Origin of the sequence: Streptomyces californicus (genome assembly GCF_000717645.1) — a bacterium.
Taxonomy (GTDB): Bacteria; Actinomycetota; Actinomycetes; order Streptomycetales; family Streptomycetaceae; genus Streptomyces; species Streptomyces californicus.
The window spans coordinates 250111-269103 of record NZ_JNZZ01000016.1; the positions used below are offsets into that span (position 1 = coordinate 250111).

General features: G+C 75.3%; 16 protein-coding genes. 6 read left to right on the forward strand and 10 right to left on the reverse strand.

Translation table 11 applies throughout. The features are described 5' to 3' along the window. The first annotated feature begins 79 nt into the window (after window positions 1-79). On the forward strand, window positions 80-1177 hold the full coding sequence (locus IF19_RS0121470; protein WP_030116839.1) for an NAD-dependent epimerase/dehydratase family protein: 1098 nt from the start codon (window positions 80-82) through the stop codon (window positions 1175-1177). On the opposite strand, the gene IF19_RS0121475 is transcribed toward IF19_RS0121470, so the two are convergent. Further along, a complete protein-coding gene (locus IF19_RS0121475) occupies window positions 1158-2264 on the reverse strand; it encodes a sensor histidine kinase (protein ID WP_030190008.1) in 1107 nt (368 codons plus the stop codon). The two genes, IF19_RS0121470 and IF19_RS0121475, sit on opposite strands and share 20 nt — an antisense overlap. After that, window positions 2261-3070, reverse strand: coding sequence for a response regulator transcription factor (locus IF19_RS0121480; protein ID WP_030116837.1), 810 nt, complete (start codon window positions 3068-3070; stop codon window positions 2261-2263). The genes IF19_RS0121475 and IF19_RS0121480 overlap by 4 nt, the downstream gene beginning before the upstream one ends. Before the next feature lie 123 nt (window positions 3071-3193). Between IF19_RS0121480 and IF19_RS0121485 the strand changes: the two genes are divergently transcribed. Genes IF19_RS0121485 through IF19_RS0121495 form a run of 3 tightly spaced genes read left to right on the forward strand, consistent with a single transcriptional unit; the run spans window position 3194 to window position 5447 of the window. Beyond that, window positions 3194-3955, forward strand: a complete 762-nt coding sequence (locus tag IF19_RS0121485) for a glycosyltransferase family 2 protein (protein ID WP_050492766.1) — start codon at window positions 3194-3196, stop codon at window positions 3953-3955. Then, on the forward strand, window positions 3952-4599 hold the full coding sequence (locus IF19_RS0121490) for a TIGR04282 family arsenosugar biosynthesis glycosyltransferase (RefSeq protein ID WP_030116834.1): 648 nt from the start codon (window positions 3952-3954) through the stop codon (window positions 4597-4599). The genes IF19_RS0121485 and IF19_RS0121490 overlap by 4 nt, the downstream gene beginning before the upstream one ends. After that, a complete protein-coding gene (locus IF19_RS0121495; RefSeq protein ID WP_030116833.1) occupies window positions 4596-5447 on the forward strand; it encodes a class I SAM-dependent methyltransferase in 852 nt (283 codons plus the stop codon). The genes IF19_RS0121490 and IF19_RS0121495 overlap by 4 nt, the downstream gene beginning before the upstream one ends. 391 nt (window positions 5448-5838) lie before the next feature. On the opposite strand, the gene IF19_RS0121505 is transcribed toward IF19_RS0121495, so the two are convergent. Next, window positions 5839-7098 (reverse strand): molybdopterin-dependent oxidoreductase, encoded by a 1260-nt coding sequence (locus IF19_RS0121505; RefSeq protein WP_030116832.1) that lies wholly within the window; start codon window positions 7096-7098, stop codon window positions 5839-5841. 221 nt (window positions 7099-7319) lie between these two features. On the opposite strand from IF19_RS0121505, the gene IF19_RS0121510 reads away from it, so the two are divergent. After that, window positions 7320-8792, forward strand: coding sequence for a hypothetical protein (locus tag IF19_RS0121510; protein WP_372340715.1), 1473 nt, complete (start codon window positions 7320-7322; stop codon window positions 8790-8792). A 21-nt stretch (window positions 8793-8813) separates the two neighbouring features. Here the strand turns inward: IF19_RS0121510 and IF19_RS0121515 are convergent, their stop codons facing one another. Then, window positions 8814-10475, reverse strand: coding sequence for an ABC transporter permease (locus IF19_RS0121515; RefSeq protein WP_030116830.1), 1662 nt, complete (start codon window positions 10473-10475; stop codon window positions 8814-8816). Next, window positions 10472-11473 (reverse strand): ABC transporter ATP-binding protein, encoded by a 1002-nt coding sequence (locus IF19_RS0121520; protein ID WP_030116829.1) that lies wholly within the window; start codon window positions 11471-11473, stop codon window positions 10472-10474. The genes IF19_RS0121515 and IF19_RS0121520 overlap by 4 nt, the downstream gene beginning before the upstream one ends. 126 nt (window positions 11474-11599) lie before the next feature. Here IF19_RS0121520 and IF19_RS0121525 point away from each other — a divergent pair, with 126 nt between their 5' ends. After that, complete coding sequence (locus IF19_RS0121525; RefSeq protein WP_032747755.1) at window positions 11600-12142, forward strand: GbsR/MarR family transcriptional regulator; 543 nt, start codon at window positions 11600-11602, stop codon at window positions 12140-12142. Window positions 12143-12157: 15 nt separating this feature from the next. On the opposite strand, the gene IF19_RS0121530 is transcribed toward IF19_RS0121525, so the two are convergent. The 5 genes from IF19_RS0121530 to IF19_RS0121550 form a co-directional block, all read right to left on the reverse strand. Further along, window positions 12158-15496: an error-prone DNA polymerase gene (locus IF19_RS0121530; protein WP_078625095.1), complete on the reverse strand. Its 3339-nt coding sequence runs from the start codon at window positions 15494-15496 to the stop codon at window positions 12158-12160. After that, a complete protein-coding gene (locus IF19_RS0121535) occupies window positions 15489-17042 on the reverse strand; it encodes a DNA polymerase Y family protein (RefSeq protein ID WP_030276742.1) in 1554 nt (517 codons plus the stop codon). Before IF19_RS0121535 ends, IF19_RS0121530 begins: the two co-directional genes overlap by 8 nt. A gap of 125 nt (window positions 17043-17167) precedes the next feature. Next, complete coding sequence (locus IF19_RS1000000137755; RefSeq protein WP_030116822.1) at window positions 17168-17827, reverse strand: hypothetical protein; 660 nt, start codon at window positions 17825-17827, stop codon at window positions 17168-17170. Window positions 17828-18029: 202 nt separating this feature from the next. Further along, window positions 18030-18509, reverse strand: a complete 480-nt coding sequence (locus IF19_RS0121545) for a hypothetical protein (protein ID WP_030121148.1) — start codon at window positions 18507-18509, stop codon at window positions 18030-18032. Between the two features lie 50 nt (window positions 18510-18559). Continuing rightward, window positions 18560-18976, reverse strand: coding sequence for a gas vesicle protein K (locus IF19_RS0121550; protein ID WP_032745853.1), 417 nt, complete (start codon window positions 18974-18976; stop codon window positions 18560-18562). Window positions 18977-18993 lie beyond the last annotated feature (17 nt).

The following is an 18993-nucleotide window of genomic DNA, read 5'->3' on the forward strand; positions in this document are numbered from 1 at the left end:
CGGCCGCGTTCTTACGGACCGGTGACGTGCGCGCGCCGCACCCCGGGGCGGCGCCGGTCCGGGCCTAGCGTGGCGTTCCATGCGCGTACTGGTCACCGGCGGAGCCGGGTTCATCGGGTCACACGTCGTCGCCGCACTCACCGCGGCCGGGCACGAGAGCGTGGTGCTGGACGCCCTGCTGCCGTCGGCCCACCCCGGCCCCACGCCCACCGCGCCGCCGGGCGACCGGACGGTCGTCGGGGACGTACGGGACCGGGAGGCGGTGGCGGACGCGCTGGCCGGGGTGGACGCCGTCTGCCACCAGGCGGCCATGGTCGGCCTCGGCAAGGACTTCGCGGACGCCCCGCTCTACGTCGGGTGCAACGACCTCGGCACCGCCGTGCTGCTGGCGGAGATGGCGGCGGCCGGGGTCCGGGACCTGGTGCTCGCCGGATCGATGGTGGTCTACGGGGAGGGCCGCTACACCTGCCCACGGCACGGCGCCGTCCGGCCGGGACCGCGCGCGGAGGCCGATCTGCGGGCGGGCAGGTTCGAGCCGCGCTGCCCGGACTGCGGAGCGGAACTGACCCCCGGTCTGGTGGCCGAGGACGCGCCGGTCGACCCGCGCAACGTCTACGCGTCGACCAAACTGGCCCAGGAGCACCTGGCCGCCGCGTGGGCGCGGGCGGCGGGCGGCCGGGCTGTGTCCCTCCGCTACCACAACGTGTACGGGCCGGGCATGCCGCGCGACACCCCCTACGCCGGCGTCGCCTCGTTCTTCCGCTCGGCCCTGGCGCGCGGCGAGGCGCCCCGGGTCTACGAGGACGGGGGCCAGCGGCGCGACTTCGTCCACGTACGTGATGTGGCCGCCGCGAACGTCCTGGCCCTGGAGGCGCTGCGGGAGCGGCGGGACAGCTCGTTCGCCGCGTACAACACCGGCAGCGGCGAGCCGCACACCATCGGCGAGATGGCCGGCGCCCTGGCCGCCGCCCACGGCGGCCCGGACCCGGTGGTGACCGGGGAGTACCGCCTCGGCGACGTACGCCATGTCACCGCGGACTCGCGGGCGCTGCGCGAGGAGTTGGGCTGGCGGCCCCGCGTGCCGTTCGCCGAGGGGATGAGGGACTTCGCGGCGGCCGCGCTGCGCTCTCCCGGCGGGCCGCGCCGGGAGGACACCGTCACGCTGTCGGGAGCGTGACCGAGAAGCGGCAGCCGCCCCGGACGTTGCGGACCTCGGCCCGGCCGGCGTGCGCCTCGACGATGCCGCGCACGATGGCGAGGCCGAGGCCCGCTCCGGCGGGCGGGGTGCGGGCGTGGCTGCCGCGCCATCCGGTCTCGAAGACCCGGGGCAGGTCCTCCTCCGGGATGCCTCCGCATCCGTCGGTCACCGACAGCACCACCCAGCCGTCCGAGCGGTGCGCGGCCACGGCCACCGCGCCGTCGGGCGGGGTCCGGCGGATGGCGTTGACCAGGAGGTTGCCCAGAACCCGGCTCATCTCCTTGCCGTCGACCTCCACCGGAACCTCCTCGATCCGGTCGCCGACCAGCCGCACACCGTGTTCCCGGGCGAGCGGGTCGGCCCCGGCCAGCGCGTCGCCCACCAGGTCCTGGAGGGAGATCCGGGCGGGCGACAGGGTGAGCGAACCGGCCTGGATCCGGGAGAGCTCGAAGAGGTCACCGACCATCACGTTCATCCTCTCGACCTCCGTCCGTATCTGCCGCAGATAGCGGCCGGAGTCGACGGCCATACCGTCCTCCAGCGCTTCGGCCATGGCCCGCAGGCCGGCGAGGGGCGTACGCAGGTCGTGCGAGATCCACGCGACCAGTTCGCGTCGCGAGGTCTCCAACGCGCGCTCCCGCTCCCGGGAACTGTCCAGCCGGGCGCTGGTGGCGGCCAGTTCACGGGCGAGTTCGGCCAGTTCGGCGGTGGGTTGCCCGGCAGGGGCGGCGAAGGTGCCGCCGTCACCGAACGAGCGCGCGGCGAGGGTGAGTTCATGGCTCCGGGCCGCGACCCAGCGCCCCAGCAGGACGGCGGTGGCCAGGGAGACCAGGGCGGCCATGGCGACGACGGTCGTGATGACGTAGAGGTCGTGGGAGGAGAGGAGCATCGCCCAGGCGACCGTCAGCGTCCCGGCCAGCATCGCCGTGACGGCCACTCCGGCGACGACGCTGAAGGAGACCACCAGCGAGCGGTGGCGCAGAAGCCGCAGAACGACCGCGCCGAGGAGCCCGGCGGCCGTCGCGCCGAGGAAGGCGAAGAGCGCGATGAGCAGGACGTCGTTCATCGCGACCGGCCTTGGGACGACGGCGCGGGAAGACCGCCGGGGTCCTGGTCCGCCTCCGCTCCCTTTGAGGCCGGCCGCACGTCCAGCCGGTACCCCACGCCCCACACGGTGCGGATCAGGCGGGGACGGGCCGGGTCGGTCTCGACCTTGCCGCGCAGCCTGCGGATGTGGACCGTGACCGTCGACGGGTCGCCGAAGTCCCATCCCCACACTTCCCGCATCAGCTCCTCCCGCCCGAACGCCTTTCCGGGGTGTCGCAGCAGAAAGGCGAGCAGGTCGAACTCCCGCAGGGTCAGGGCGAGTCCGCGCCCGTCCCGGTGGGCCTGCCGGGAGGCGGGATCGAGCACCAGGCCGCCGCCGCAGAGCGGAGCGGCGTCGGCCGGCGGCGGAGCGACCCGGGCCCGGCGCAGTACGGAGTCGACCCGCAGGACCAGTTCGCGCGGGCTGAAGGGCTTCGTGACGTAGTCGTCGGCGCCGGTCTCCAGACCGAGGACGCGGTCCTCCTCGTCGCCGCGGGCGGTGAGCATGATGACGGGGACCGGCCCGTGGGCACGCATCCGGCGGCAGACCTCGAACCCGTCCATGGCGGGGAGCATCAGGTCCAGGACGACCAGATCGGGCCGGTGCGCCGCGAACCGCCGCAGCGCGGCGGGACCGTCGTCGGCCTGGTCGACCGCGTAGCCGGCGCGACGCAGGTACCCGACGACGACCTCGGCGACGGTCGGGTCGTCGTCCACGACGAGGACCAGGCCGCGCACGCCCCTGGGGGCGGGCTCCGCGTGCCGGGTCGGCGGGAGGTTCTCCATGCCCCAACTCTGGCACTCCGCTCCCGGCGTTCCGGTGGTAGAGCACCCCCATCCGGCCGATGTCCCTGTTTCGTAAGAACCTGATGCCCGTAATGCCGGAGTTGTCTTCGTAGGGTGAGGCAGGTGACCGAATCTTCTGCGTCCCTCCCGCTTCCCCCCGTCCCGGACGGCGGCTCCCCGAGGGCGGACATCGTCCTGCCCTGCCTCGACGAGGCGGCCGCCCTGCCCCGGGTACTCGATCGCGTCCCCGCGGGCTGGCGCGCGATCGTGGTCGACAACGGCTCCACCGACGGTTCGGCCGACCTCGCCCGCTCCCTCGGCGCGACCGTGGTCACGGAGGAGCGGCGGGGGTTCGGCGCCGCCTGCCACGCGGGACTCCTCGCCGCCGATGCCGAGTTCGTCTGCTTCTGCGACTGCGACGGTTCGCTCGACCCGGCCCTGCTCGCCGGCTTCGTCCGGCGGGTCGCGGACGGCGAATGCGATCTGCTGCTCGGCCGCCGTCGCCCCGAGGGCCGCGGCGCCTGGCCGGCGCACGCCCGAGCGGGCAACGCCGCGCTGGCCCGGATGCTGCGCCGCCGCACCGGGCTGCGGCTGCACGACCTCGGCCCGCTGCGGGCCGCCCGCCGCACCGACCTGCTCGCCCTGGACCTCACCGACCGGCGCAGCGGCTACCCCCTCCAGATGGTGGTCCGGGCCTCGGACGCCGGGCTGCGGGTCACCGAGAGCGACGTCCCCTACCGCCCGCGCACGGGGAAGTCGAAGGTGACCGGAACCTGGCGCGGCACCTGGCAGGCGGTCCGCGACATGCGGGAGGTCCTGCGGGAACCGCCCGTGGACCGCACGGCGGGCCGGGGCACGCGTGCACGGTCGGGGGCGCTGCGATGAGCGCCCGCGGATGCACGGAACTGCTGGTCATCGCCAAGGAGCCGGTGGCCGGACGGGTGAAGACCCGGCTCTGTCCGCCCTTCTCCCCCGCCGAGGCCGCCGAACTGGCCGCCGCCTCCCTCGCGGACACCCTGGAGACCCTGCTCGCCCTCCCCGCCCGGCGGCGCGTCCTGGTCCTCGACGGGCGGCCCGGTGACTGGGTCCCCCCGGGTTTCGAGGTGGTGCCGCAGAGCGGCGGCGGCCTGGACGAGCGCCTCGCGGCGGCCTTCGGCGGGTGTACGGGGCCGGCCCTGCTGGTCGGCATGGACACCCCGCAGATCGGCGCCGCGCATCTCGCGCCCGCTCTCGCTCCGGACGCCTGGGACGGCTGCGGGGCCTGGTTCGGTCCGGCCGAGGACGGCGGGTTCTGGGCCCTGGGCCTGGCGGAGCCCGATCCCGCGCTGCTGCTCGGGGTGCCGATGTCCGTCCCGGAGACCGGGGCGGTGCAGCGGCGCCGGCTGGTGGAGGCGGGACTCGCCGTACGGGAACTGCCGGTCCTGGTGGACGTGGACACCGCGGCCGACGCCCGTCGCGTCGCCTCGGCGGCGCCGGGCGGCCGGTTCGCGGCGGCGCTCGGCCGGCTGACCGGGGCGGGGGTGCGATGAGCACGACCGTGCCCTCGTCCGGGCCGCCCGCACCGGCTCCGGCCTCCCCGGCCGAGGCCCGGGATCCCCTCGGTACGTCCGCCGACCGCGCGGGTACCACCTGGGGCGCCGACCCGTACGCCAACGCCCTGCGCACCGGCCGCGGTCCGCTGTTCCTGCGTCGCAGCGACGGCTGGCTGCTGCCCCTGGACGTGGAGCGCTGGTGTTCCGGCGCGGGCTCCGCCGACCTGTCCGCGCTGCACCGGTGCGAGGGGCCGGTGCTGGACGTCGGCTGCGGGCCGGGGCGGCTGGTGGCGGAACTCGCCTCGCTCGGCCACCGGGCGCTGGGCATCGACGTCAGCGAGGCCGCGGTGGCCCGTACGCGGAGGCTGGGCGGCGCGGCCCTGGTCCGCAGCGTCTTCGACCCGCTGCCGGGCGAGGGCCGCTGGGGCACGCTGCTCCTGCTCGACGGAAACATCGGCATCGGGGGCGATCCGGCCGCCCTGCTGGAGCGGGCGGCCGCCCTGCTGGGCTCCGGTGGGCTCCTGATCGCCGAGAGCGCCCCCGTCGACGTGGACGAGCGGGTCCGGGTACGGCTCGACGACGGCCGCGGCGGGCTGTCCGGAGAGCCCGGCCCCTCCCCCGTGGGCGACGCCGGCGAGTCGTTCCCCTGGGCGCGGATCGGCACGGCGGCCCTGCTCCGGTACGCGCACGCCGCCGGATGGCGTACGGCCGATCAGTGGGGTGCGGAGGAGCGGACCTTCGTGTCGCTGCGGCGTCCCGCACGGGAGCGGAGTGCCCGGACCAGCAGCCAGAGCGCGGAGAGGGCGAACAGCACGCCGGTGATCAGCAGCCAGTTGCCGAGGTAGACGTCCGGGGTGGTGCCGGCGGCGGCCTCGTACCGCCGTTCGGTCCGCCGGGCGATCAGCGGGAACCAGATCAGCAGGAGCAGGACGGAGAGGAAGGCGGGCACCCGGACGAAGTTCACCAGCGCGGTCCGGGGGCCGAGGGCGGCGCGCAGCGCCCGGTCGGCGCCGGCGTACACCGGCAGCAGCACCATGTCGTGCAGGACCGCCGATCCGGCGAACCAGAGCAGGACGCCCGCGGTGTCCCCGTCCAGCAGCCGTACGCCCGCGTAGCCGGCCAGACAGAACGTGGCGGCGAGCAGGACCGAATGGAGCGGGCCCTCGCCGTACAGCCTGCGCGGCGAGAGGCGCGAGCGGCGGGACGGCGGCGGTGGCGGAACGGCTCGGGTGGACATCACAGCTCTCCGAACGTCAGCGTCTCGACCCACTTGGTGTTCAGCACCCCGGGCGCGGCGGGAACGATGATCCGGGCCGGGTAGCCGTGGTCGGGCGACAGCGGCGCGCCGTTCACCCGCAGGGCGAGCAGCGAACGGCCGTCGCGCACCTGGTTGTCGCGCAGCGCGGCCTTGCGGAAGGAGCCCCGGCGCTGGAGCGACTCGACGAACACGCCCGGCGGGCGGTCCGGGTATCCGGCGAGCGCGGCCAGATCGGCGAGCCGGACTCCGCGCCACTGCTGGTCGGAGGTGGACCAGCCCTCCACGCACGCGATCGGCAGGTGTGCGGTGTGCTGCTCCATGGCCAGGAGTTCGGCGCGGGAGAGACGGAACTCCCCGGCCGGTCCCCGTACCGTCAGCCGCCAGTTCTCGCCGGTGTCGGCAGGCCGGATACGGACGGCGGTGGCCGTCTTGTTGACCTGGAAGGCGTTGGGGCCCGGCCCGGGATCGGTGCCACCGCGCGGGGTGAGGAGCGCGATGCGGCGCGGCGTCCCGTCGAAACTGCGCCCTGCGGAAGTGATCAGGAGCAGCAGCGACCCGGCCCCGACGAGTGCCAGCGCCCCGCGCCGCGAAAGGGTCGCGGGCAGCGGGTCGGGAGCGGCGAGGACGTCCGGTCCGCCGCGCGGGAGGCCGTCGCGCAGCGCTCGTACGGCTTGCGGGGTCTTGAGGACCGTATGGGTGAGGAATCCGGCGAGGAAGACCCACGCCCCGTAGAAGTGCAGGGTGTAGAAGGACCCGGGGAAGAGGTAGTCCAGCTGGATGTTGAGCAGTCCGGTGACGAACTGGAACAGCGCCCCGCCGACGAGCAGCAGCAGCGAGAGCCGCTCCAGGGCGTGTCCCACCGAGCGGACGGGGGGCAGCGCGAAGAACCGGGGGATCACCGACCAGAGCTTGGCGAGCAGCACGGGGACGAGCACGATGCCGGCCGTGACGTGCAGCCCCTGCGTCAGCCGGTAGAGCCAGTGGGGCCCGGTCGGCCAGGAGAACAGGTAGAAGCCGAGCAGGCCCTTGCCCGGGGTCTTGTCGTTGACCCGGTTCAGGTCCGGGTTGTAGGCGGCGTACGAGAGCAGACCGGTGACGAACAGCAGCGTGAGGCCGACGAGCAGGACGAGCCCGAGGACGGCGGTGAAACGCGCGCCCCGCACGGGGCTGCGCCAGAAGCCGGGGTCGGCGGGGGTGCGCGGAATGGGGAGGGAACGGATCCGGGGACGTTCGGGCATGGGGCCGACGCTATGCGCGGAACGCCGTCCACGGGTGGACGCGACTCCTGACGGAATTCTGACGTCGTGGCGGGACGGGGCGGCCGGATGACGGGGCGACGCGTCCGGGCGGGGTGGGCGCCGGGCCGGCGGGAGACGGCCCGGGCCGAATCTGACGGTTCGGTGACACGGCCCCGCCGGACCGCCCGATCGGCGCCCGGTGTGCATAGCGTGCCAGCGTGATGACCGAGGACGTCCTTCCCGCCGACACCGCCGACGGCACGGGCCACGGCCCGCCCGTACCACCGGGCCGCACCGACGACCGGGCCCGGCGCGCGGGGCGCGCGGACCTGATCGCCGCGGCGTGCGGCGTGCTGTTGGTCACGGCGGCGGTGCTGGTGGGCCACGCCGTGCAGAGCCGGGACGGGAGCCTGCGCGCGCAGTGGCCGCCCCTGCTGGCCTCCTGGGACCCGCACGCGGGCCCCGGAACGCTCGCCGCCCTGATCACGGCGGCCGGGGTGGTCGCGTACGGCCCGCGCCTGGCGGCCCGGCTGCCCTGGCGCGGGCTGCCGGCCGCCGCCTGGGCAGCCTCCACGGCCTGGGTCTTCTCTCTGGCCTCGATCGACGGCTGGCACCGGGGAGTCGAGAAGCGGCTCACGACGAAACACGAGTACCTGCGGGTCATCGACCGCTTCGAGGACATCCCCGCCACCCTGCGCGACTTCACGAACCACATCGTGATCGGCGAGCCCGGCAACTGGCCCGCCCATGTCGCCGGGCACCCGCCGGGGGCGACGCTGACGTTCGTGTGGCTGGACCGTGTCGGGCTGGGCGGCGGGGCCTGGGCGGCCGTCTTCTGCGTCGTCGTGGGAAGCTCGGCGGCCGCGGCCGCCCTGGTCACCGTGCGGGCCCTGGCCGGTGAGCGGTTGGCCCGGCGTGCCGCGCCCTTCCTCGTCCTCGCCCCGGCCGCCGTGTGGGCGGGGGTGTCCGCCGACGGCTACTTCACGGCCGTGGCCGCCTGGTCGGTCGCGCTGTTCGCCCTGGCCGCCACCCGCCGGGTCGGCCGTCCGGCCGTGGCGGCGCTCGGCGGTGGTCTGCTGTTCGGGTGGACCTGCTACCTCAGTTACGGGCTGGGGCTGATGGCGGCGGTCCTGCTCGCGGTGTCGTTGCTCGCCCGCACCGCCCGGCCCGTGCCGGTGTTCCTGCTCGGCGCGCTGGTCGTGCCCGTCGCCTTCACGCTCGCCGGATTCAACTGGTGGACGGCCTACCACCTCTTGGTCGAGCGCTACTACCAGGGGGCGGGCGGCATCCGCCCGTACGGCTACTGGGTCTGGGCGAACCTGGCCTGCGCGGTCCTCGCGGCCGGGCTCGCCGCCGTCGCCGGGCTGCGCCGGAGCCTGGTCGCCGCGCCCGGCGCCGTACGGGATCTGCGGGGCGGCCGCGCGGCCGCCCCGCGGGCCGGGGAGGAGCGGCGCACGCCGGCCGCCGTCCGGGAGGGGAGGCTGGCGCTGCTCGTCCTGGCGGCGCTGGCCGCGCTGCTCGCCGCGGACCTGTCCGGCATGAGCAAGGCGGAGACCGAGCGGATCTGGCAGCCGTTCCTGCTGTGGCTGCTGCCCGCGGCGGCGCTGCTGCCCCGCCGGGGTGTGCGGTGGTGGCTGGCCGCCTCGGCGATTCCGGCTCTGCTCGTCAACCACCTGCTGTGGACGGGCTGGTGAGCGGCGCCCCTCCCCTTCCTCTCACTTGGTGTCGAGGTCCCGGCGGCGAAAGCCCGCCAGCCCCAGCGCGATCAGCCCGGCGGCGACGGCGGTCAGGACCAGGAGCGGAGTCCAGACCGGCTCGGCGGCGGGCAACCGCGGCACGTGGCCGAAGGGCGACAGGTTCCGCAGCCCTTCGGGGAGCCGGAGGACGGGCCCCAGGTATCCGACGAGGAATCCGTACACGGGAACGGTCCAGGCCGCCGCCGCGGCACGCGGGAACCAGCCGTGGAGCAGGACCACGACGCCGGCGGTCGCCCACAGCGCCGGGGCGTACGCGGCGGCCGCTCCGGTCAGTTCGAGGACCAGGCCCGCGTCCCCGGTCGACGCCGCGCCGGAGAGCCCGAACCCGAGCCCGGCGAGGACCAGCAGCGCCGTGCCGCCGGCCAGGGCGATCGCGAGGTGGCTGCCGAGCCAGCGGTTCCGGGAGAGGCCGGTGGCCAGGAGCGGTTCGGCGCGGCCCGCGTTCTCCTCGGTGCGCGGGCGCAGCGCCGCCATCACGACGTACCCGGCGGCGACGACCGCGACGACGGTCATCACCATGGCCGCGAACGACTCGGTCACCGTGGCGCCGCCGATCTCCGCCAGCGCCTGCTGGACCTGTTCGACGTCCTTCACCATGCCGGCGGCCTCGCCGAGGATCGAGCCGTACATGACGCCCATCAGGCCCAGCGCGGCGGCGAAGCCCAGCAGGGTCGCCCGGTGCAGACGCAGGGCGAGGCCGAGGGGGTGGGTGAGCGCCGTGGAGGCCGTACGGCGGCCGAGCCGCGCGGGACGCAGACCGGCGCCGACGTCGCGCCGGGTGCTCAGCGCGAAGCCGTACGCGGCGGTCGCGGCGGCGAGGAGGAGGCACAGGGCGAGCGGCCACCAGCGGTCGTCGACGAAGACGTGGGTCCGCTGGACCCAGCCGATCGGGCTCAGCCAGGACAGGGCGTCATCGCCCACGTCACCGGCGGCCCGCAGCACGTAGGCGACGCCGATCACCGCGAGCGCCGCGCCGGAGGCGCCCCGGGTGTGTGCCGTGATCTGGACGGTGATCGCGGCGACCCCGGCGAAGACGAGACCGGCCGCGGTGTGCGCGAGGCCGTACAGCAGCGCGCCGCCGGCGTCGACGCCCTCGATGCCCGCGGTGGTGAGGCCGAGGGCGAGCGGCACGGCGAGTACGAGGTTCGCGACGGCCGCGACGCCCAGGGCGGCGGCGAGGTGGGCGTGGCGTCCGACGACGGCGGAGCGGACCAGTTCGGCGCGGCCGGTCTCCTCCTCGTCGCGGGTGTGCCGGGTGACGGTCAGGACGCTCATCAGCCCCACCAGGACGGCGGTGAAGCCGAGCAGTTGGTGGCCGAGCATCGCCCCGGCGGTGTAGTCGGAGAGGTAGCGGCCGGGACCGGTCATGGCGAGCGCGGCCGGGCTGCCCATGGAGCTGACGGCCGCGGCGCGCTCCTCGGGCGAGGAGTACAGCGTCCGGTACTCCGACGCCGTGGCCAGCGTGCCCAGGGTGAGGGCGAGCACCCATACGGTCAGGCGGACGCGGTCGCGGCGCAGACCGAACCGGAGCAGGGTCCCGGCGCCGGCGAAGGCCCCGGGGCCGGTCTCCATGGACGGGGTGTGCCGGGAGGCGCCGAGCGGGGCCGCGGTGCTGGTCATCGGGTACCGCCCCCGTTCCCGCCGGAGGGGGCGGTCTCGGTGGAGGGGGCGGCCTCGGTGGAGGGGTCGGTCCGCGAGGCCGTATCGCCGCTGCCCGTAAGGCCGTTGGAGGCCAGCTCGTCGCCGTAGTGGCGCAGCATCAGCTCTTCGAGCGTCGGCGGGTGGCTGGTCAGGCCGCGGATGCCGAACGCTCCGAGGGCGCGGATCGCGCCGTCGAGGTGGGCGCCGTCCACCGCGAAGTGGACCCTTCGGCCGGTGGTCGTCAGCCCGTGGACGCCGGGCAGGGCGTCGAGCCCGGTGGCCGGGCGCTCGGTCTCGGCCTCGACGGTGGTGCGCGTGAGATGGCGCATCTCGCCGAGCGTGCCCGACTGCACGGTACGGCCCCGGCGCACGATGCTGACCCGGTCGCAGAGCTTCTCGACCTGGGCCAGGATGTGGCTGGAGAGCAGCACGGTCTTCCCCGCGGCCTTCGCCTGGAGGATGACGTCCTGGAAGACGACCTCCATCAGCGGGTCGAGGCCGGCCGTCGGCTCGTCCAGGAGGAGCAGTTCGGCGTCGGAGGCGAGCGCGGCGACGATGGCGACCTTCTGCCGGTTGCCCTTGGAGTAGGCGCGGCCCTTCTTGACCGGGTCGAGGTCGAACCGTTCGATGAGTTCGTCGCGGCGCCTGTGGTCGATGCCGCCGCGCAGCTTCGCCAGCAGGTCGATGGCCTCTCCCCCGGTGAGGTTCGGCCACAGCTCGACGTCTCCGGGGACGTAGGCGAGCCGCCGGTGCAGCTCGACCGCGTCCTTCCACGGGTCCCGGCCGAGCAGTCGTACGGTGCCGGAGTCGCCGCGCAGCAGCCCCAGCAGGACCCGGATCGTCGTGGACTTTCCCGCCCCGTTGGGTCCGAGGAAGCCGTGTACCTCGCCGGCCTCGACGTCGAGGTCGAGGCCGGTGAGCGCGTGTGTGCGGCCGAACGACTTGTGCAGTCCGGCGACGGTGATGGCCTTCTTCATGGTTTCGAAGCTACGCTTACTTCATAAATTTATGAAGTTAAGAAAGTGTATGAATCACTGGATAGACTGGCCGGAGGCACGGCGCACGACAGCGGCGCCGGAAACCACAGGAACCGGAGTCGGAACATGGGTGAGCGGCGGGACGGGAGCCGCGTGGACGGCGGCGACGAGGCGGAGGCCGTCTCCCGGTTCGTGGAGCGCTTCGCCGCCCAGCTGGTCCAGGCCGGCATGGCCCGGATGCCCGCCCGGGTCTTCGCCGCCCTGCTCTCCTCCGAGCGCGGAGCGCTCACCTCGGCCGAGCTGGGCGAGCAGTTGCGCGTGAGCCCGGCCGCCGTGTCGGGGGCCGTGCGCTATCTCTCCCAGGTCGACATGGTCAGCCGCGAGCGGGAGCCGGGCTCCCGGCGCGAGCGCTATCGCGTGCAGGGCGACCAGTGGTACGACGTGCTGCTCAAGCGGGACAGCATCCTGCGGAACTGGCAGGAGACGATGCGGGAGGGCGTGGAGCACTTCGGCCCGGACAGCCCGCAGGGCCGCCGGATCAACGACAGCCTGGAGTTCTTCCGCTTCCTGGAGAAGGAGCTGGGCTCGCTGATGCAGCGCTGGGCCGCCCACCGGGCCGAACACCTCGAAGATCAGGGCCTGTCTGACAGTTCCCGTCGTCGCCCGTAGGGCGGCCGCGCGGCGTCAGGTGCGTGCTCTCGGCGTGCCGGCTCCAGGCCCTCGTACTGGACGTACTCGGGTCTGGGGCCCCTGGCGGCGGGGCACGGGGGCGGCCACCGGAATCGGTTCCACCTGGGCGACGGCGATGTTGAGCGTGCCGTCGGAGCGTTCGACCCGGCCGGTGACGAGGACGGCGGGGGCGTCGATGAGGGTGCGGTGGCAGCGGTCCCAGACATGCGGGGCGAAGACGAGGTTGACCATCCCGGTCTCGTCCTCGATCGCGCCGAAGGCCACACCGTGCGCGGTCGGGGGGCGCTGGAGGTACTTCGGCAGCCCGCCGATCCGGACCGGCGCCCGGTCGTGGAGCGTGCGGGCGGCGGCCGCGGTGAGCACGCCCAGGCGGTCCAGGTGGGCGCGGATGTGGTGGACGGGGTGGGCGGTGGCGCTGGCGCCGGTGACGGTGAGGTCGGCGGTGGTCTCCTCGGCGGCGGTCATGACGGCGAGTTCGGGTGCGGTCGCGGGCGTGGCGAGGCCGGGGAGCGGGGGCTGACGCGTACGGCCGGGTGCGGTGCCGGCGGTCCACAGGGCGGTACGGCGGTGCCCGCCCAGGCCGTCGAGCGCGCCGGCGGTGGCCAGTTGCTCCAGGACCCGGGCGGGCAGGCGGGTGCGGGCCGCGAAGTCGTCCAAGTCCGTGAACGGCCGCTCCGCGCGGAGGGCGACGATCTCCTCGGCGGCCTGCTCCCCGAGGCCGGTGACGCTGGTCAGGCCGCGGCGGATCGCGGGCGGGACGGCGCCGGGCGCGGGTCCCGGCCCCCCGGTCCGCGGGCCGGAGCCGTCGCGGGACGAGCGGGACGCGGGGTCGGGCTCCCGGCCGGGCGCGAAGCCTGACGCGAGACCGGGCGCGGTGCCCGGCGCCGGGCCGGGTTCGAGGGTGGCGTGGACGGCGGAGTGCCGGATGCTGGGGCCCCGGACGGTGACGCCGTGGCGTTCCGCGTCGCCGATGAGGGTCTGGGTGTCGTAGAAGCCCATCGGCTGGTGCGCCATGATCCCCGCGAGGAGCGCGGCGGGGTGGTGGCGCTTGATCCAGGCGCTGGCGTAGATCAGGCCGGCCATCGACTGGGCGTGGGACTGCGGGAACCCGTAGTCGGAGAACGCCTCGATCATCGAGGTGATCCGCTCGGCGGCGGCCGGGGGGATGCCGCGCCCCGCCATGCCGGTCAGCAGCCGCTCCCGCATCGCGGCCACCTTCTCCGGGGCGTGCTTGGCCGCCATCGCCTTCCTGAGCCGGTCGGCCTCGCCGGGGGTGAACCCCGCGCAGTCGATGGCGAGTTGCATGGCCTGCTCCTGCCAGAGCGCGACGCCGAGGGTCGGCTCCAGCGCGGCTTTCGCGAGCGGGTGGGGGTATGTCACCGGCTCCTCGCCGCGCCGGCGGCGCAGCAGCGGGTGCTTGCTGCCGGCCTGGATGGGGCCGGGGCGGATGATGGAGGCGGCGACGGCCAGGTCCTCGAACTTCGTCGGCCGCAGCAGGGGAAGCGTGGAGATCTGGGCGCGGGACTCGACCTGGAAGACGCCGATCGTGTCCCCCCGGGCGATCATCCCGTAGACCTCGGGGTCGTCCTGCGGGATGGACGTGAGGTCGTGGCGGACGCCGTGGTACGCGTGGATGAGGTCGCAGGCGGTGTGCAGGGCGGACAGCATGCCGAGGCCCAGCAGGTCGATCTTGACGAGTCCGGCGGCGGCCACGTCGTCCTTGTCGCCCTGGAGGACGCTGCGGCCCTCGGCGGTCGCCCACTCCACGGGCATGATCTCGCCGATGGGCTGCCGGGTGAGGACCATGCCGCCCGAGTGCACCCCGAGGTGCCTGGGGAGCGTGTGGAGCTGGGCGGCGAGCGCGCGGACGTCGTCGGGGAGCGCCGTTTCGGGGCCCGGCGGGGCGTGGTGGATGTGCCGGGTCATCTCGCGGGTCTGCGCCTCGGGGTAGCCCAGGGCCCGGGCGGCGTCGCGGATCGCGAGCCGGGGCTTGTACGTGATCATGTTGGCGACCTGGGCGGCGTGCCGGCGGCCGTAGCGGGTGTAGACGTACTGGATGACCTCCTCGCGCCGCCCGGACTCCAGGTCGAGGTCGATGTCCGGCGGGCCGGCCTTCTCCAGGGACAGGAACCGCTCGAAAAGCAGGCCGTGCCGGAGCGGGTCGACGGCGGTGATGCCGAGGACGTAGCAGATGACGCTGCTGGCGGCCGAGCCCCGGCCCTGGCACCAGATCCCCTGTCCGGCGGCGTGCCGGACGATGTCGTGGACGATCAGGAAGTAGCCCGCGAGCCCGAGGTCGGCGACGAGGCCGAGTTCGTGGTCGAGCTGCCGCCATGCGGCGGCCGCCCGCGGGTCGGCGCGCGGGCCGTAGCGGTCGGCGCAGGCGGCCTCGGCGCGGGCGCGCAGCCACGAGTCCTGCGTGTACCCCTCGGGTACGGCGAACTCGGGCAGTTCGGGGCGCAGTTCGCCGAGGTCGAGCACACAGGAGCGGCCCAGCTCGACGGTGGCGTCCGCGACGCCGGGGTAGCGCGAGAGGAACGCCGCCCGCTCGGCCCGGGGGCGCAGGTGGGCGGTCGGGGCGGCCATCAGGTGTCCGGCGGCCCGGTCCAGGTTCTCGCGGCGGCGCAGTGCGGTGAGCGCCTGGGCCACGCGGGCCTGGCGGGGCGCCGCGTAGTGCACGGCGCCGGTCGCGATCACGGGCACGCCGACGCGGCGGGCGGCCACCCAGGCCGCGTCGGCGGCGACGGAGTCCTCCGGGAGCCGGTGGTCGACCAGTTCGGCGTACGTACCGCTCGTGCCGAACACGTCGGTGAGCCGGGCGAGGCGGTGGGCGACAGCGGCGACGTCGCACCGGTCCGTGTCCGGCGGCGGGCAGCCGGGCAGCACGGCCCACTGTCCGGCGGCGGCCGCCCGAGCCACCTCGTCCAGGTCGTAGACCGGGGCGTTCTTCGACCCGGCGAGCTGCGCGGCGCTGATCATCGCCGACAGCAGCCGGAACCCCTCCACCGTGCGGGCGAGGACCACCGGCGTGCCCAGGACCGGGTCGCCGAGGGTGAGTTCGGCGCCGTGGACGGCGCCGATCCCGTGTTCGCGCGCGGCGGCGTGCAGCCGGCGCGCGGCGTGGAGGCCGTCCACGTCCGTCACCGCCAGGACGCCGATGCCGAGCCGGGCGGCCTCGGCGGCCAGGTCCTCCGGCGGGCTCGCGCCCCGGAGGAAGGAGAACGCGCTGTGCGCGTGGAGTTCGGCCCAGCCCTCCTTCGGGGGCGTACGGCGGACCGGCTCCGGGTTCCCCCGGGGCCGCCCGGCGGTGGGCAGGCGCAGGAGCTCACCCATAGTGGGCCTCCACCCACCACTCACCGCGGTCGACGAGCAGCAGCCAGGCGTGCCCGTCGTCGGTGGTGACCTGCATCCGGGCGATCCGCCGTCCGCCGTCCCGCGCCCACCACCGTTCCAGCACCGGCCACGGCCCGGCCCATCCGCTCACCCCGGCCGGACGGCGGCCCCGGACCGAGAGGAGCGCGGGGTCGGCCGACAGCTCCAGCCGGCCGGCCACACCGACCGGCGCGCCGTCCGCCCCGGTCAGCCGGGCCGGACGCCGTACCGGGTAGACGGCTGCGGGGTGCGGGGCGGGCAGCCGGCCCGGCCACGGTCCGCTCGCGGCGGCGTCGTCCTCGGGCACGTCGCCGACCGGGACCAGGCGGATGCGGTCGCCCGGCCCCCGGCCGCCGGCCTCGACGATCCGGGTGACCGCCCGGTGTCCGAGCACCGCCTGCACCCGGGCGGCGGCCCGCTCCACCTCCACCGGGGTGTCCCGCTCCCCGTCGAAGGCACCCTGCGATCCGGTGTCCGGAGTGACCCCGTCGGGGCGCAGGACGAGCCGGCGGATCCCCGGCTCCCCCCCGCCGGCGTCCAGCAGGCCCGCCTCGGTCCAGGCGCTCAGGACACCGCGTACGCGCTCGGCCACCGCCCGGGAGGAGAGCCGTCCCTCGTGGCGGAAGATCCGCGTCAGCGTCCGGCCGCCGGCGGTTTCCACCTCGGCCTCCACCCGCCCGCACACCACGCCGGCCGCCGCCAGACGCGCGTGCAGTTCGTCCGCGAGCGCGACCGCCGTGAACACGACCGCGTCCAGGTGCTCCTCGGCCGTCTCGAACAGCCGCCGCACCGTGTGGTCGCGGGCGGCGGTCCGTACGGACACGGGCCGGGCCGGTTCCCCGCGGGCGACGCGGTGCGCGGCGACCCCCTCCGGGCCGAGCCGTTCCGCGACCCGGCCCGCGGGCAGCCGGGCGAACTCCCCGACGGTGCGGATGCCGAGCCGCTTCAGCAGTTCGGTCAGGCGGGGCACGCCCAGGACGCCCACGGGGTACGGGGCGAGGAACGCGGTGTCCCCGCCGGCCGGGACGATCACCCCGTCGTCGCGGCGGGCCGCGAGCGCCGCCGTGAAGGTGCTGTCGGCGATGCCGACCCGGGCGGGGAGTCCCCGTTCGGCGACGGCTTCGACGAGGCGTGCGGACAGCTGCCGCTCGCCGCCCCAGTAGCGTGCGGCCCCGCGCGCCGGGGCCGCGATCAGCCCGGGGCGGACGACCTCCAGCCGGGGCGTCACCTCCGTCTCCACGTGGTGCACCACCTGTTCGAACATCCTCATCTCGACGGCGAGGTCCCGTTCGACGATCCGCAGCCCGGGGCAGCGGGCCTGCGCGGTCCGCAGCCGCATGCGCCGCCGGACCCCGGCCGCCCGCGCGGACGGGGAGCACGCCACGACCGCGCCCCGGTGCACCACGGCCACCGGTGCGCCGTCCCCCTCCCCGCACGCCAGCACGGGGAAGTCGGGCACCCACACCACGACCACCCGTGCGGAACCGGAGGCCCCGGTCGGCCTCACGGCTTCGGGAGCCCCGGCCGCCCGTACAAAGCCGGAAGCCCCGGCCGCCCGTACGGAACCGGGAGGCCCGCCCATCGGCACGGCCTCGAAGGCTCCGCCCATCGGTACAGCCCCGGAGTCCCCGGTCATCCGACGACGCGGAGGTCCGCCCGCGCCCCGCTCGGCACGGTCTCCGCGGCCCCCCGCTCCACCACGCCCACCAGGCCGTCCGGACCGGGCAGCCACAGCTCGGCGCTCCGCGGAGCCGCCGCCGCGCCGCGCCCGCCCGCCGTCACCGTCACCCGGCGGCCGCGCAGCAGCCCGTGTCCCCGGCCCACCCCGGTCCAGCCGGCCGGCGCCACCCGGAGCTGCACGTCCGCGCCCGGCCAGCGGCCCGCGGCCAGGAGCACCGCTCCGCTGCGCCGCATCACCGCGCGCAGCCGCCGCACCGCCCGCTCGGGCACCCGTACCGAGGCTCCGACGAGCACCACCGGCACCGACTCCAGCAGGACGGCCAGAACCTGGGCGGCGCGCGGCCCGGGGTCGCTCACCACCAGGCCGGTGGCCAGATCCAGCCCCGCCTGCGCCGCTGCCAGTCCACCCAGCTCCGGTACTCCCACAGCCGCCCAGGCCACCGCGTCCGCTGCCGCCAGCGCCGCCAGCGCCAGCAGCAGGGGCAGGTCGCCGCCCGCACCCACTGCGGTACCAGGGCGTATCCCTCCTCCCGGAAGCAGGCCGGAGAGCGGTGACGCCACCGCACCGGTTTCCGCGCCCCGCTCCTCGACGACCTGCTGACCTGTCCACACTTTTCGATATTCGCTCGAACGTTCGAATAATTCAAGCCAGCATGTTCGAACAGCACACGGGTCGCGTGCCGACTACCGACTGCCGGCAGGGCGAACAGCGCACGGGCCCGGATGTGGGGCGGGGCCGGAGAATTTCTTCTCCGGCCCCGCCCCACATCCGGGCCCGTCGTGCCCCGGCGTCTTCGCCCCTCCTCCGCCGCGCTCAGATCCGTCCGCGCGCCAGCCGGGTCAGCGGACCCGTCGGGGGCTTGGCGGTCGAACGCCCGATGGCGAACGCCGCTCCGGCCACCCCGGCCACGCCGGCCGCCGCACCGGCGGCGATCGCCTTGCGGTGCTTGACCACGGTCCAGGCCGTACCGGCCATGCTCGCGGCCTTGGCCGCGTTGGCGGCCACGGCCTGCTGGCCGCTCTGGATGCCGGCGGCGGCCGCACGGCCGACGCGCCGGGTGGTCTCCCCGGCCGCCCGCACACCCTCCGTGGCCGAGTCCTTGGCGCTCTCGGCTGCGGAGACCGCCTCGTCGCTCTTGGCCTGGGCCTGCTTGCCCGCCTTCTCCGCGGTGCCGCCGGCCGCCTTGCCGGCCGAGGCCGTCGTCTTGCGGGCCGACGAGGCCGTCTTGCGAGCGGCGGTGGTGGTCCGACCCTTGCTCTGGGTGGAGTTCTTGGCGTCCTTGTCGTCAGTCATGGGCTCCTCCTTGCCGTGCGTGATGTGATGAAACCTGGGTTTCGGCGCGTTCAGGCGCCGTTGTGCGGCAGCAGCGAACCGAGCGGCCCGAGGTCGAGGTTGAGGTCGTCCATCGTCAGGCCGTAGCGGTCGCACAGCTCCGTCATGCGTTCGTTCAAGATCATCAGGGTCATCCCGATCCGCTCCTCCTGGAGCTCGCTCAGGTCACCCTGCTCGACGCGGTGGATCGCGGTGCGCTCCATGAGCTGACGGAGCAACTCGACGATGGTGAGCACCAGTTTGATCAGGTCGCGCTCCACGGTGTCCGGGTCGGTGTGCAGCCGCTGGGCCGCCGCCGAGGGGCCCCCGGCGTCGTCCGGCCGCGCGGGGGTGAGCCCGAACGCGTGGGCCGCGGCGCGCGCCACCTCCTCCGCCGCAGCGGCGGGGCTCGCCCCCTGCGCGCCTCGCGCGCGGTCGTCCTCGGTCATCGGGTCCGTCTCCTCCC